At 73.1% G+C, this 13,379-nt stretch carries 15 protein-coding genes; 7 read left to right on the top strand and 8 right to left on the bottom strand.

The window, feature by feature from the left end; genetic code table 11:
- Nucleotides 1-46: 46 nt before the first annotated feature.
- The 5 genes from IH25_RS0105560 to rocD all read left to right on the top strand — a co-directional run bounded on the left by IH25_RS0105560 (nucleotide 47) and on the right by rocD (nucleotide 4,012).
- Complete coding sequence (locus IH25_RS0105560) at nucleotides 47-997, top strand: cytochrome c oxidase assembly protein (protein ID WP_030603809.1); 951 nt, start codon at nucleotides 47-49, stop codon at nucleotides 995-997.
- Between the two features lie 130 nt (nucleotides 998-1,127).
- Nucleotides 1,128-1,304: a hypothetical protein gene (locus IH25_RS40510; protein WP_030603805.1), complete on the top strand. Its 177-nt coding sequence runs from the start codon at nucleotides 1,128-1,130 to the stop codon at nucleotides 1,302-1,304.
- 34 nt (nucleotides 1,305-1,338) lie between these two features.
- The gene (locus IH25_RS0105550) at nucleotides 1,339-1,824 is read left to right on the top strand and encodes an Lrp/AsnC family transcriptional regulator (RefSeq protein WP_030603802.1); all 486 of its coding nucleotides are present in this window, start codon (nucleotides 1,339-1,341) and stop codon (nucleotides 1,822-1,824) included.
- Between the two features lie 161 nt (nucleotides 1,825-1,985).
- Nucleotides 1,986-2,795, top strand: a complete 810-nt coding sequence (ddaH, locus tag IH25_RS0105545; RefSeq protein WP_030603799.1) for a dimethylargininase — start codon at nucleotides 1,986-1,988, stop codon at nucleotides 2,793-2,795.
- Nucleotides 2,795-4,012, top strand: a complete 1,218-nt coding sequence (gene rocD, locus IH25_RS0105540) for an ornithine--oxo-acid transaminase (RefSeq protein WP_030603796.1) — start codon at nucleotides 2,795-2,797, stop codon at nucleotides 4,010-4,012. The genes ddaH and rocD overlap by 1 nt, the downstream gene beginning before the upstream one ends.
- A gap of 48 nt (nucleotides 4,013-4,060) precedes the next feature.
- Here rocD and IH25_RS0105535 read toward each other — a convergent pair whose 3' ends face one another.
- Both IH25_RS0105535 and IH25_RS0105530 read right to left on the bottom strand, forming a co-directional pair.
- Nucleotides 4,061-4,696: a DUF305 domain-containing protein gene (locus IH25_RS0105535; protein WP_030603794.1), complete on the bottom strand. Its 636-nt coding sequence runs from the start codon at nucleotides 4,694-4,696 to the stop codon at nucleotides 4,061-4,063.
- A gap of 95 nt (nucleotides 4,697-4,791) precedes the next feature.
- Nucleotides 4,792-5,190: a DUF6153 family protein gene (locus tag IH25_RS0105530; RefSeq protein WP_209445274.1), complete on the bottom strand. Its 399-nt coding sequence runs from the start codon at nucleotides 5,188-5,190 to the stop codon at nucleotides 4,792-4,794.
- 233 nt (nucleotides 5,191-5,423) lie between these two features.
- On the opposite strand from IH25_RS0105530, the gene IH25_RS0105525 reads away from it, so the two are divergent.
- Nucleotides 5,424-6,137: a lysophospholipid acyltransferase family protein gene (locus tag IH25_RS0105525; protein ID WP_030603790.1), complete on the top strand. Its 714-nt coding sequence runs from the start codon at nucleotides 5,424-5,426 to the stop codon at nucleotides 6,135-6,137.
- Between the two features lie 58 nt (nucleotides 6,138-6,195).
- Nucleotides 6,196-7,218, top strand: a complete 1,023-nt coding sequence (locus IH25_RS0105520; RefSeq protein WP_245172707.1) for an NAD-dependent epimerase/dehydratase family protein — start codon at nucleotides 6,196-6,198, stop codon at nucleotides 7,216-7,218.
- 51 nt (nucleotides 7,219-7,269) lie between these two features.
- Here the strand turns inward: IH25_RS0105520 and IH25_RS0105515 are convergent, their stop codons facing one another.
- The 6 genes from IH25_RS0105515 to IH25_RS0105490 all read right to left on the bottom strand — a co-directional run bounded on the left by IH25_RS0105515 (nucleotide 7,270) and on the right by IH25_RS0105490 (nucleotide 13,374).
- Complete coding sequence (locus IH25_RS0105515) at nucleotides 7,270-8,865, bottom strand: alpha/beta hydrolase (RefSeq protein WP_030603785.1); 1,596 nt, start codon at nucleotides 8,863-8,865, stop codon at nucleotides 7,270-7,272.
- A gap of 224 nt (nucleotides 8,866-9,089) precedes the next feature.
- Nucleotides 9,090-9,854, bottom strand: a complete 765-nt coding sequence (locus tag IH25_RS0105510) for an urease accessory protein UreD (RefSeq protein ID WP_030603783.1) — start codon at nucleotides 9,852-9,854, stop codon at nucleotides 9,090-9,092.
- On the bottom strand, nucleotides 9,851-10,528 hold the full coding sequence (gene ureG, locus IH25_RS0105505; RefSeq protein ID WP_030603781.1) for an urease accessory protein UreG: 678 nt from the start codon (nucleotides 10,526-10,528) through the stop codon (nucleotides 9,851-9,853). Before ureG ends, IH25_RS0105510 begins: the two co-directional genes overlap by 4 nt.
- Before the next feature lie 130 nt (nucleotides 10,529-10,658).
- Nucleotides 10,659-11,333, bottom strand: coding sequence for an urease accessory protein UreF (locus IH25_RS0105500; RefSeq protein ID WP_030603778.1), 675 nt, complete (start codon nucleotides 11,331-11,333; stop codon nucleotides 10,659-10,661).
- Nucleotides 11,334-11,348: 15 nt separating this feature from the next.
- A complete protein-coding gene (locus IH25_RS0105495; RefSeq protein WP_030603774.1) occupies nucleotides 11,349-13,070 on the bottom strand; it encodes an urease subunit alpha in 1,722 nt (573 codons plus the stop codon).
- Nucleotides 13,063-13,374 (bottom strand): urease subunit beta, encoded by a 312-nt coding sequence (locus IH25_RS0105490; protein WP_030603771.1) that lies wholly within the window; start codon nucleotides 13,372-13,374, stop codon nucleotides 13,063-13,065. Before IH25_RS0105490 ends, IH25_RS0105495 begins: the two co-directional genes overlap by 8 nt.
- Nucleotides 13,375-13,379 lie beyond the last annotated feature (5 nt).

The following is a 13,379-nucleotide window of genomic DNA, read 5'->3' as shown; positions in this document are numbered from 1 at the left end:
TGGGGGCGGACAACTCGCACAACCCCCACGAAACAGGAGCCGGCGGATGGATCACAGCGGGCACGGCATGATGATGGATCTGCCGCCGTTCACGCTGGGTCGAGGGCTCGAGTGGTCGGCGGACCCCTTCTTCCTCGTCGCCTGTGCGGCCGGACTGGCCCTGTACGGGTGGGGGGTCGTACGACTGCGGCGGCGCGGGGACGCGTGGCCGGCCGGGCGGACGGTGTCGTACGTCGTCGGCGTGCTCACCATCGTCCTGGTGATGTGCACCAAGCTGAACGACTACGGCATGGTCATGTTCAGCGTGCACATGGTGCAGCACATGGTGATCAGCATGCTGTCGCCGATCCTGATCCTGCTCGGCGCCCCCGTCACGCTGGCGCTGCGCGCGCTGCCGGCCGCCGGCAAGGGCCGCAAGGGGCCGCGCGAGCTGCTGCTGATGCTGCTGCACAGCCGGTACATGCGGGTCGTCACCCACCCGGCGTTCACCATCCCGCTGTTCATCGCCAGCCTGTACGCCCTGTACTTCACCCCGCTGTTCGACTTCCTGATGGGCTCGAAGACCGGGCACATCGCGATGATGGTGCACTTCCTCGCGGTCGGTGTGGTGTTCTTCTGGCCGATCATCGGTGTGGACCCCGGTCCGCACCGGCCGGGCCATCTGATGCGGATGCTGGAGCTGTTCGCGGGCATGCCGTTCCACGCGTTCTTCGGCATCGCGCTGATGATGGCGTCCACGCCGATGGTGGGCACCTTCGAGCACCCGCCGGCCTCGCTGGGCATCGACGCGCTGTCCGACCAGAGCTCGGCGGGCGGCATCGCCTGGGCGTTCAGCGAGATCCCGTCGGTGCTGGTGCTGATCGCGCTGCTGTTCCAGTGGTACCGCTCCGAGCAGCGGCAGGCCAAGCGCAAGGACCGGGCCGCCGACCGGGACGGTGACAAGGAGCTGGAGGCGTACAACGCCTATCTGGCCTCGCTGAGCGCCCGCGAGGGCTGAGCCGGGGCTGCCCCGCACGGGCCGGAGCCGACCGGGCTCCGGCCCGTCGTCGTATCCCGTGCCCCCTATCCCGCCGGCGCGGGAATGGGGGCACCATGGGTCGGGGACGGACCACGAGGAGGGTGTCGCGATGCCCGGTACCACGAACGGCTCCAATGGTTCCACCAAGACGATGGGTGCTCTCACGGCCGGCGCGCTGGTCCTCGTGACCGCCTACACGGTCGCGCTCGGCAGCAACGGCTGGCTGTGGTTCGGCTGGGTGGTGCTGGGGCTGCTGACCCTGGCCGTGGTCGTCGTCCGGTCCTGAGCCGCCGCGCGCGGGAGCTGGCTACAGTGCCCGCATGAACAGCAGGACACCCGCGTTCGACGAGCTGGACCGCCGGATCATCACCGCGCTGATGGCGAACGCCCGCACGAGTTTCGCCGAGATCGGCGCGGACGTCGGGTTGTCCGCCACGGCGGTCAAGCGGCGGGTGGACCGGCTGCGGGAGACCGGGGTGATCACCGGGTTCACGGCGACGGTGAAACCGGCGGCGCTGGGCTGGCGCACGGAGGCGTACGTCGAGGTCTACTGCGAGGGCGCCGCCCCGCCCCGGCGCCTGGCGGAGGTGGTCCGCAACCATCCGGAGATCGCGGCGGCCATGACGGTGACCGGCGGCGCCGACGCGCTGCTGCACGTGCGGGCGCGGGACGTGGAGCACTTCGAGGAGGTGCTGGAGCGGATCCGCGCCGAGCCGTTCATCCGCAAGACGATCAGTGTGATGGTGCTGTCCCATCTGCTCCCGGAGAGTCCGGAGGCGGGCGCCACCCACGCCGCCCCCGAGTGACCCGGCATCGGGGGCGCGCGCAGGAGGCGTGCGTGCGCCCCGGTGGGAACGCAGCGATGCTGCGCATCTACGCAGCCTTTCGCACTTGTCGGCCGTCTTCCTCCCTTCCTACCGTGGTGTCACCCCCTCAGTGACACACAGGAGAGCGGAGGGAACCCTCTGTGACCGAACGTCGTGTGCCGCGTCCCCGGCGATTCCTCGTCTGCGAATGCAGGCACTTCGCCGTCCAGTACGCGATCAACCCCTGGATGCATCCCGGCCGGCCCGTCGACGCGGCCCTGGCCCGGGAGCAGTGGCGGTCGCTGGTCCGCGCCTTCGAGGATCACGGCCACACCGTCGAGCGTGTCGAGCCGGTCCCCGGGCTGCCGGACATGGTGTTCGCCGCCAACGCGGCCCTCGTCGTCGGCGGTCGGGTCTTCGGCTCCCTCTTCCACGCCCCCGAGCGGCGCCCGGAGTCGGAGCACTACGACACCTGGTTCAAGACGGCCGGCTACGACGTGTACCGGCCCGAGTCGGTGGCCGAGGGCGAGGGCGACCTGGTGTGGACGGGCCGGTACGTGCTCGCCGGGACCGGGTTCCGCACCACCCCCGAGGCGCACCGGGAGGCGCAGGAGTACCTGGGCCGGCCGGTGATCGGGCTGCGGCTGGTGGACCCGTACTTCTACCACCTGGACACGGCGCTGTTCGTCCTCGACGACGAGAACGTCTGCTACTACCCGGAGGCCTTCTCGCCGGGCAGCCGTGAAGTGCTCCGGCGGCTGTACCCGCGGGCGGTGCTCGCCACCCGCGAGGACGCGCTGGCCTTCGGCCTGAACTCCGTCTGCGACGGCCGGCACGTCTTCATCGCCCCGCAGGCCGGGGCGCTGGCCGCGCGCCTGGCCGATCACGGCTATGTCCCCGTCCCCGTCGACCTGTCCGAGCTCCACAAGGCCGGCGGCGGCATCAAGTGCTGCACCCAGGAGATCCGCTGATGACCGCACCCGCCCGCCCCCGTACGTCCGAGCAGCTGATCCGCGCGGAGGAGCCGGTGCTCGCGCACAACTACCATCCGCTGCCCGTGGTCGTGGCCCGGGCCGAGGGCAGTTGGGTGGAGGACGTCGAGGGCAACCGCTACCTCGACATGCTGGCCGGCTACTCGGCCCTGAACTTCGGCCACCGGCACCCGGCGCTGGTCGAGGCCGCCCACCGCCAGCTCGACCGGCTCACCCTGACCTCCCGCGCCTTCCACAACGACCGGCTGGCCGAGTTCGCCGAGCGGCTCGCGGAGCTGACCGGAATGGACATGGTGCTGCCGATGAACACGGGCGCGGAGGCCGTGGAGAGCGGCATCAAGGTGGCCCGCAAATGGGCGTACGACGTGAAGGGCGTCCCCGAGGGCCGGGCGACGATCGTGGTCGCGGCGGAGAACTTCCACGGCCGTACGACGACGATCGTCGGCTTCTCCACGGATGAGACGGCCCGCGCCGGCTTCGGCCCCTTCACCCCCGGCTTCACGGTGGTGCCGTACAACGACCTGGCCGCGCTGGAGGCGGCGGTCGACGACACCACGGCGGCGGTGCTGATCGAGCCCATCCAGGGCGAGGCGGGCGTGATCGTGCCGGACGACGGCTATCTCGCGGGGGTGCGCGAGCTGACCCGCCGCCGGGGCTGTCTGTTCGTCGCCGACGAGATCCAGTCGGGCCTCGGCCGCACCGGCCGCACCCTCGCCGTCGAGCACGAGGGCGTGGTGCCGGACGTGCTGCTGCTCGGCAAGGCGCTGGGCGGCGGCATCGTCCCGGTGTCGGCGGTGGTGGCCCGGCGCGAGGTGCTGGGCGTGCTGCGTCCCGGTGAGCACGGTTCGACGTTCGGCGGCAATCCGCTGGCCGCGGCGGTCGGCACGGCCGTGGTGGAGCTGCTGGAGACGGGCGCGTTCCAGCGCCGGGCGGCCGAGCTCGGGGTGCTCCTGCGGGAGGGGCTGACGGAGCTGATCGGCAGGGGCGTGACCGGGTTCCGGGCCCGCGGGCTGTGGGCCGGGGTGGACGTCGACCCGGCGCTCGGCACCGGCCGGGAGATCAGTGAGCGGCTGATGCGCGAGGGGGTCCTGGTCAAGGACACCCACGGCTCCACGATCCGGCTGGCGCCGCCGCTGACCATCACGGCGGAGGAGCTGCGGTCGGCGCTGGGCGCGCTGGAGAAGGTGCTGGGCTGAGAGACGAGCGGGCGGGGGCCGGTGGCGACACCGGCCCCCGCCGCGGTGTCACTTCGCGCCGAGGAGCTGCTTCATCTCCTTGATCTCGGCGTCCTGCGCGGTGATGATCGCGTCCGCCATGGCCTTGGCGTCGCCGGAGCGGCCCTTCCGCTTCTCGGTGGTGGCCATCTCGACGGCGCCCTGGTGGTGTTCGGTCATCAGGGACAGGAACCGGTTGTCGAAGTCCCTGCCGGTGGCCTTCTTCAGGGCGGCCATGTCGGCCTCGCTCATCATCCCGGACATCCCGGTGTGGCCGGAGTGGTCCATGCCGGCCATCGGGGGCTGCTCGCCCCAGGCCTTCAGCCAGCCGGTCAGGGTGCGGATCTCCGGGTCCTGCGCCTTCTCGATGCGCGCGGCGAGGTCCTTCACGCGCGCGGAGGAGGCGCGGTCGGCGGCGAGTTCCGCCATCTGAAGGGCCTGCTGGTGGTGCGGGATCATGCCCTGGGCGAAGGCGACGTCCTGGGCGTTGTGCGCGCCGGCCGACGCGCTCGGCGTGGCGGAGGCGGCAAAGGCGCCGTGACCGGTGTGGCCGGTGCCGCCCTCTCCGTTGTCGTCGCTGTTGCCGCCGCAGGCGGCGAGGACGAGCGCGGAGGTCACGGCGGCCGTGGCGAGGGCGGCACGGCGCGTCAGGGTACGGGTGATCATGGGAAGAACTCCTGCTGTCGCGGAGGGATTTCGGGCACGCGTGGGCACGGGCGCGCGTCCCGCGGGTGGCGGGGCGGGCGCGGCCGGGGCGGCCTCTAGATCCGCAGGAGCTGGAGTTCGGCCAGGTCGGGTGGGGCGCGGGCGCCGTCCGGCGCGGTGGCCCACACGGCGAGCCGGCAGGGGGCCGGTGCCGGTCCGGTCACCGGGTCGGGGGCCGGCGCGGGCAGGCGGGGCCCGCCGTCCAGGGCGCCCGAGGCGCAGCTGGGGTCGGCGTGGTGCAGCCGGTGGCCGCCGCAGTGGCCGTCGCCGCCCGGGCAGTCGTCGGCGGCGACGAGCGCGGCCATGCCGTGTGTGGCGTGGGCCTGTTCGGCGTGCCCCGCTCCGCCGCCGGGCGCGAGGGCGTGCATGCCCAGCAGCCCGATCAGCACCGCCAGCACGGACAGCGCGCGGTACCGCCCGAGCGGGCGCCACGGGTGCTGTCCGGTGGTGCGCATGAGGTCATCGTACGGGGGCGTGCGACGGCGCACGGACAAGGCCCGCCGACACGCCCGCGCGCCCCCGGTTCGGCGCGGCGGTGTGCGGGCAACCGGGCGGTGTACGACGCGTGGCGCGGTACTGGCCGTGGGAAACCGGGCAGCGGATGATGACAGGGGCGCCCGGCCGGCGGTCCGGCCCGCGCGCCGCACCGCCGACGGTCCGCCGCCGGCCCGACGGAGTGAGGCGAGCCGTGTTCTATTACGTCCTCAAGTACGTGCTGCTGGGCCCGCTGCTCAGGCTGGTCTTCCGGCCCCGGATCGAGGGGCTGGAGCAGGTGCCCGTATCGGGACCGGCGATCATCGCGGGCAATCATCTGTCGTTCTCCGACCACTTTCTGATGCCTGCGGTGCTGAAGCGCCGCATCACCTTCCTCGCCAAGGCCGAGTACTTCACCGGTCCGGGGCTGAAGGGCCGGCTCACCGCGTTCTTCTTCCGCGGCGCCGGGCAGATCCCGGTGGACCGCTCCGGGAAGGAGGCGGGGCAGGCGGCGATCCGCGAGGGCCTCGGGGTGCTGCGCCGGGGCGAGTTGCTCGGCATCTATCCGGAGGGCACGCGGTCGCACGACGGCAGGCTGTACAAGGGCAAGGTCGGGGTCGCCGTGCTGGCGCTGACGGCGGGGGTGCCGGTGGTGCCCTGCGCGATGATCGGCACCTTCGAGGCCCAGCCGCCCGGCCGGGTCGTACCGAGGATCCGCCCGGTGACCATCCGCTTCGGCGAGCCGCTGGACTTCTCCCGCTATGCGGGCATGGAGCGGGAGAAGGCGGTGCTGCGGGCGGTCACCGACGAGATCGTCTACGCGATCCTTACCCTGTCCGGGCAGGAGTACGTCGACGAGTACGCGGCCGTCGTCAAGGAGCGGCAGGCCGCCAAGGAGCGCGGGCCGCGCCGGGCGCCGCTCGGGTGACCTCTGCCGTCGGCAGAAGATCCGCCCCGGCGGCGGTGGGGGTGCCTAGGCTCGCCGTATGAGGAAAGCGGTGGTGATCGGGGCGACCGGGCAGATCGGCCGTCCGGTGGTGGACGCGCTGGCCCGGGACGGCTGGGCGGTGACGGCCGCCTCGCGCGGCGGGGGCCGGGACGCGGGCTGGGACGAGGGGGTGCGCACGGCCAGGCTGGACCGCGCCGACGGCGACGCCCTGGCCGCGCTGGTGGGCGACGGCTGCGAGCTGCTGGTCGACGTGGTCGCCTACGACGCGGGACACGCCCGGCAGTTGACGTCGCTCGCGGACCGGATCGGCTCGGCGGTGGTGATCTCCAGCGTGTCCGTGTACGAGGACGGCGCCGGACGGGGTTTCGACACCCAGGGCGAGCCGGACGGCTTCCCGGTATACCCGGTGCCGGTCCCCGAGACCCAGCCGACGGTCGCGCCGGGCGAGGCCACCTACAGCACCCGCAAGGCCGCGCTGGAGGCGGAACTGCTCGCCGCCGGTGACGGGTTCCCGGTGACGGTGTTGCGGCCGGGCGCGGTGCACGGGCCGTACAGCCCGCTGCCGCGCGAGCTGTACTTCGTCAAGCGGAACCTGGACGGCCGCAGGCGGCGGGTGCTGGCGTACCGGGGCGAGAGCCGGTTCCATCCGTCGAGCACCCGGACCATCGCCGAGCTGGTGCGGCTGGCGGCGGCCCGGCCGGGTTCGCGGGTGCTCAACGCCTGTGACGCCGAGGCGCCGACGGCCGCGGAGATCGGTGCGGCGGTGGACGCGGTGATGGGGGTCGAGGCCCGGACGGTGTGGCTGGACGGTCCACCGGAGGGCTCGGTGGGCCGCACTCCCTGGTCGGTGCCGCGGCCGGTGGTGTGCGACATGTCCGCCGCGCGGCGGGAGCTGGGCTACCGGCCGGTGGGGTCGTACGCGGAGAGTCTGCCCGAGACGGTGGAGTGGCTTGCCGCGAGCGTGCGCGGACGCGACTGGCGGGAGGCGTTTCCGCTGCTCGCGCGGGCGTATCCGGATCTGTTCGACTACGCGGCGGAGGACGCCTGGTGCGCGGCATAGCCGAGGGGCGGCCGGAAGATCCGGCCGCCCCTGGTCAGCTTGGTGGTGCGGTTACGGCTTGGGCGTGGCGTGCGGGGCGCAGGTCACGTTCTTGCCGTCCAGCGCGCCCTTGAGCAGGTAGGCGTCGACGCGCTGGTTGACGCACGGGTTGACCAGGCCGGTCACACCGTGGGAGCCCGCGTTCTTCTCGGTGATCAGGCGGGAGCCCTTGAAGCGCTTGTGCAGCTCGACGGCACCGCCGTACGGGGTGGCGGCGTCCCGGGTGGACTGCACGATGAGCACCTTCGGCAGGCCCTTGTGGGTCTTGACCTCGACCGGGGTGTGCTGCTTGGCCGGCCAGGTGGCGCACGGCAGGTTCATCCAGGCGTTGGACCAGGTCAGGAAGGGGTAGTTCTTGTTGAGCCGGGTGTTGTCCCGGTTCCACTTCTGCCAGCTGGTGGGCCACTTGGCGTCGGCGCACTCGACGGCGGTGTAGACGGCGTTGGAGTTCTCGGAGGCGATGTTGCCCGCGGTGTCCGACAGGTCGGGGGCCGCGGCGTCGACCAGCGCCTGGGTGTCACCGGCGACGTACTTGCTGAAGACCGTGGCGACCGGCACCCACGAGGAGTCGTAGTACGGCGCGCTCTGGAAGAAGGAGATCAGCTCGGCCGGGCCGACGACGCCGCCGATCGGGTGCTTCTTGGCGGTGGCGCGCAGCTGGAGCCACTTGGCCTGGACGGCGGCGCGGGTGGTGCCGAGGTGGAAGGCGGCGTCGTTGGCGGCGACCCAGTCCTGCCAGTCCTTCCAGCGGCCCTCGAAGGCGATGTCCTGGTCCAGGTTGGCCTGGTACCAGATCTTCTCGCGGGAGGGGTCGACCACGCTGTCCACGACCATGCGGCGCAGGTGGCCCGGGAAGAGGGTGCCGTAGACGGCGCCGAGGTAGGTGCCGTAGGACACGCCGAGGTAGTTGAGCTTCTTCTCGCCCAGCGCGGCGCGGATGACGTCCAGGTCGCGGGCGGTGTTGGGGGTGGTCATGTGCGGCAGCATCGCGCCGCTGCGCTTCGCGCACCCCTCGGCGTACGCGCGGGCCAGCTTGCGCTGCGCGGTCTTGTCGGCCTCGCTGTCCGGCACCGGGTCCATCTTGGGCGCCTTGACGAACTCCTGCGGGTCGACGCAGGAGATGGGCGTGGAGTGGCCGACGCCGCGCGGGTCGAAGCCGACGAAGTCGTAGGCCTTGGCGACGTTCGCCCAGAGGGCGTTGTGGGTGGTGACCCGGCGCGGGAAGCGCAGACCGGAGCCGCCGGGGCCGCCGGGGTTGTAGACGAGCGCGCCCTGGCGCTCCTTCTTGGTGCCGGTGTTGCCGATGCGGTCCACGGCGAGCTTGATCTGCTTGCCGTAGGGGTGGGCGTAGTCGAGCGGCACGCTGACCCAGCCGCACTGGATGGGCTTCTCCAGCCCCCAGTCGGCCGGGCAGTCCTGCCACTTGACGCCAGCCTTCGCCGCCCGGGCGGCCGCTATCTCGGCGCCCTTGGCCTCCCGGTCCTGCGCGGGCCGGGAGGCGGCCCCGGCCACGGGCGCCGACACGGCGCCGGCGATCAGGGTGGCGGTGACGAGTACTCCGGCGGAACCTAGCGCCAACAGGCGGCTCTTCGGTCTGGCTTCCCTCACGTGGGCCCCTCCCCCTACCTCGATGCGAGTGGTCAGACGGGGATCCTCTCGGCTGCGAGGGTGCCGGGGACAGGGTTTTCCGGTCATCTTTACCAATCCGATAACCGGATGATCATGTCCCGTTGAGCGAAGCGTCGCCTTGTGGGGCCGGGTGGTGCCGTCCTTCGTCCGCGGGCATCGTCGTGGCTGGTCGCGCCGTTCCCCGCGCCCCTTCGGGGCACGGGTCAGTCGAGGCCGGTCAGTACGTCGTCCAGGGTCCGGCGCAGGCTCAGGGCGTCCGGGGCGACCGCGCTGACGAGGGCCGCGGGACCGGCGAGGGGCACCAGTGCGGCGTACTCGCCGAGCATCCGCGCGGGCGGCGGGGCGGCCGCGAACTCCGGTCGTACGACGACCAGCTGGCCCACCGCCCGGTGACCGGCGAGCACCGCCGGACCGTCCCAGCCGCCCGGGGCGCCGGGTCCGCAGGACAGCTCCTGGTCCAGCACCGTCCGGCCCGCCACCCGTACGGTCAGCCGGCTGGTGAGCCGCCCGGGCTGCTCCCCGGTCCGCCCCAGCACCTGCTCCTCGCGCAGCACGAGCCGGGCGCCGGCACCGAGTTCGGCCCGGGTGGTGACGTACAGGTCGCTGCCGTCGGCGGAGATCAACTGCTCGGGCAGCCAGCGCAGTTCGGCGCCGTCGGCCACGTCGAGCCGCACGTCGTACCGGGCCTCGCCCTTGGTCTGGCCCGGCAGGGCGAGGGTGGCGGCGGCCGACCCGACGTGCAGCCGGGCGCCCTCCTCCACACGGGCGTCCAGGGTGAAGCGGTCGCCGCCGAGCGGTCCGCTCATCGCGCCCACGAGCATCACCTTCGCCCAGGACCCGGTGGCCCGGGTGCGGCGCGGCGCCAGCGGGCCCTCGCCGTCCAGGACGGGCAGGGCCGTACCGCCGCGCCCGTCGGCGCGGGCGACGATCCGGGCCCTCGCCCGCACCCGGACCCCGGTGACGGTCATGCCGCCCACGCGGCGAGCCGCCCCCGCACCCAGGCGGCCACGTCGGCGACACCGGTGTCACCGCGCAACGACTGGAGGACGACCGGGAGTTCGGCGCGCTGCGCCTTGGCGTCGGCGGCCATCCGGGCGAGGTCGGAGCCGACGTACGGGGCGAGGTCGGTCTTGTTGATCACGAGCAGGTCGGCGGTGGTGACGCCGGGGCCGCCCTTGCGCGGGATGTCGTCGCCGCCGGCCACGTCGATCACGAAGATCTGGGCGTCCACGAGCCCCTTGGAGAAGGTGGCGGTGAGGTTGTCGCCGCCGGACTCCACGAGGATGAGGTCCAACGGGCCGACCGCGTCCTCCAAATCCTCCACCGCTTCGAGGTTGGCGGAGATGTCGTCGCGGATCGCGGTGTGCGGGCAGGCGCCCGTCTCGACGGCGGTGATCCGCTCGGGCGGCAGCACTGCCTCCCGGAGCAGGAACTCGGCGTCCTCGCGGGTGTAGATGTCGTTGGTGACGACCGCGAGGGACAACTCGTCGCGCAGCGCCCGGCACAGGGCGGCGACGGTGGCGGTCTTGCCGGACCCGACGGGCCCGCCGAGCCCGACCCGCAGGGCACGGCGGGCCCCGTCCGGCCGGTGGGCGTCCGCGCTGACGGCGGAGGGGGCGGGGTGGGAGTGGTCGAGGTGCATGGACGGCTCCTTGTGCGAGAGGCCTTGTGCCGGTGGGGAAGGCCGGAGGTACCGGTGGGGGGAAGACGAGGGGTACCGGCCGGGGAGGGGGCGGAGGTTGCTGTTCAGCCGGGTGGGCCGGGGGGCGGGGTCAAGACGCGAACAGCCGGACCGGCCATGCCGCGTGGGCCTGCGCCATGACCTCCAGCAGCGGGGCCGACACCGCGGGGAGCGCGTCGGTGCCCTCGGCGGCCACCGACCGCGCCGCCTCCACCGCGGCGTCCGCGACCCGGTCCAGCTCGGGCGCCAGCCGGGCCAGCACGCCCGTCGCGTCGAACGGGTCGAGACTGAGCAGCCGCACGGTGGCGGTCGCCGGGCCGCTCACGCTCTCGTAGACCGCGCAGTGGGCGGCGTCCTCGGGAGTGAGCCCGGCCGCCCGGGCGGCGAGGCCGAGCACGACCGGCTGGTGGGCGCCCTTGGGGAACTCCCGGGCCAGCGCGTCCAGTTCGGCACACGGCCAAGCCGTCCGCGCGGCCCGCAGCAGTTGCCGGCCCAGGCGCCGGGCGGCGGTGCGCAGCGCCGGGGACGGGGTGCGGGCGTCGGCCGCCGCGTCCAGCTCGCGCGGATCGGCGCCGAGGACGGCCGCCGCCGCCAGCGCGCCCGCGACCAGCCCGGCGGTGTGCAGCCGGCCGCGGCAGAACTCCTCCAGGCTCGCGGGGTCGGTGATGCGTCCGGCCTTGACGGCTGCCTCGGCCCCGCCGGAGTGCGCGTGCCCTCCGGCGGGAAAGCGGCCGTCGGCCAGGACGAGCAGTGCTGCCCGTGTCATCGCGGAATACGCCTGTCAGAAGAGGAAGTAGCGCTGGGCCATGGGCAGTTCGGCGGCCGGGGTGGCCTCGACCAGCTCGCCGTCGATGTGCACGGCGAAGCTGTCGGGGTCGATCCGGACGTCCGGCATGGCGTCGTTCTCACGCATGTCGGCCTTGGTGACCGCGCGCGTGGACTCGATCGCCACGAACCGCTTGCCGAGCCCGAGCCGCTCCGGCAGCCCGTCCTCGATCGCCAGACCGGACACGAAGTTGACCGAGTTGGCGGCGGGGGCCCGGCCGATCGCGCCGTACATCGGCCGGGGCAGGATCGGCTGCGGGGTGGGGATGGAGGCGTTGGCGTCGCCCATCTGCGCGTACGCGATCTGCCCGCCCTTGATCACCAGCAGCGGCTTGACCCCGAAGAACGCGGGCTCCCACAGCACCAGGTCGGCGAGCTTGCCGCTCTCCACCGAGCCGGTCTCGGCGGCCAGGCCCTGGGCGAGCGCCGGGTTGATGGTGTACTTGGCGACATAGCGCCGTACCCGGTGGTTGTCGGCGCGGCCGTCGCCGGGCAGCGCGCCCCGCCGGCGCTTCATGACGTGCGCGGTCTGCCAGGTGCGCAGGACGACCTCGCCGACGCGGCCCATGGCCTGGGAGTCGGAGGAGATGATCGAGATCGCGCCGAGGTCGTGGAGGATGTCCTCCGCGCCGATGGTGGACGGCCGGATCCGGGACTCGGCGAACGCCAGGTCCTCGGGGACGGCCGGGTTGAGGTGGTGGCACACCATCAGCATGTCGAGGTGTTCCTCGGTGGTGTTGACGGTGAAGGGCCGGGTCGGGTTGGTGGAGCTGGGCAGGATGTTGGCCCGCGAGACCACGGTCATGATGTCGGGCGCGTGGCCGCCTCCGGCGCCCTCGGTGTGGTACGAGTGGATGCCCCGGCCCGCGATCGCGGCGAGGGTGTCGCCGACGAAGCCCGCCTCGTTCAGGGTGTCGGTGTGGATGGCGACCTGGATGCCGGTCCGGTCGGCGACGGTGAGCGCGGCGTCGATCACGGCGGGCGTGGAGCCCCAGTCCTCGTGCAGCTTCAGTCCGACGGCGCCGCCGCGGATCTGGGAGAGCATCGCCTCGTGGCTGACGGTGTTGCCCTTGCCGAGGAAGCCGACGTTGACCGGGTAGGCCTCCATCGCCTCCAGCATCCGGGCCAGGTGCCAGGGGCCGGGGGTGACGGTGGTGGCCTTGGAGCCCTCGGCGGGGCCGGTGCCGCCGCCGACCAGGGTGGTGATGCCGGAGGCCAGCGCCTCGTCGGCGACCTGGGGGCAGATGAAGTGGACGTGGGCGTCGATGGCACCGGCGGTCAGGATGCGGCCGTTGCCCGCGATGATCTCGGTCTCCGGGCCGATGACCAGGTCGGGGTGGACGCCGTCCATGGTGTCGGGGTTGCCGGCCTTGCCGAGGGCGGTGATCCGGCCGTCGCGGATGCCGACGTCGGCCTTGACGATGCCCCAGTGGTCCACGACGACGGCACCGGTGATCACGGTGTCGGGGGCGCCCTCGGCCCGGGTGGCGCGGGACTGGCCCATGGACTCGCGGATGACCTTGCCGCCGCCGAAGACCGCCTCGTCGCCGGAGGCGCCGGGGCCGCCGGAGCGGTCCTCCTCGATCTCGATCAGCAGATCGGTGTCGGCGAGCCGGATGCGGTCGCCGGTGGTGGGGCCGAACAGGTCGGCGTAGGCGCCGCGGGAGATCTCAGGCATCGAGGGCGCCTCCGGTCTCGCCGCGCAGCCCGGGCACGATCCGGGCGCCGGACAGCGGCACCAGCCCGACCTCGACGGGGATGCCGGGTTCGAAGCGGACGGCGGTGCCCGCGGCGACGTTCAGGCGCTTGCCGCGGGCGGCGGCGCGGTCGAACTCGAGGCCGGGGTTGGCCTCGGCGAAGTGGTAGTGGGAGCCGATCTGGACGGGCCGGTCGGCGGCGTTGAGCACGGTCAGACGAGTGACCTCGCGCCCGTCGTTGAAGCTGACGGGGTCGTCCGCGAACAGGATCTCTCCGGGAATCATCGCGG

Origin of the sequence: Streptomyces achromogenes subsp. achromogenes (assembly GCF_000720835.1) — a bacterium.
Classification (GTDB): domain Bacteria; phylum Actinomycetota; class Actinomycetes; order Streptomycetales; family Streptomycetaceae; genus Streptomyces; species Streptomyces achromogenes.
This window is presented reverse-complemented; position numbering and strand designations above follow the sequence as displayed.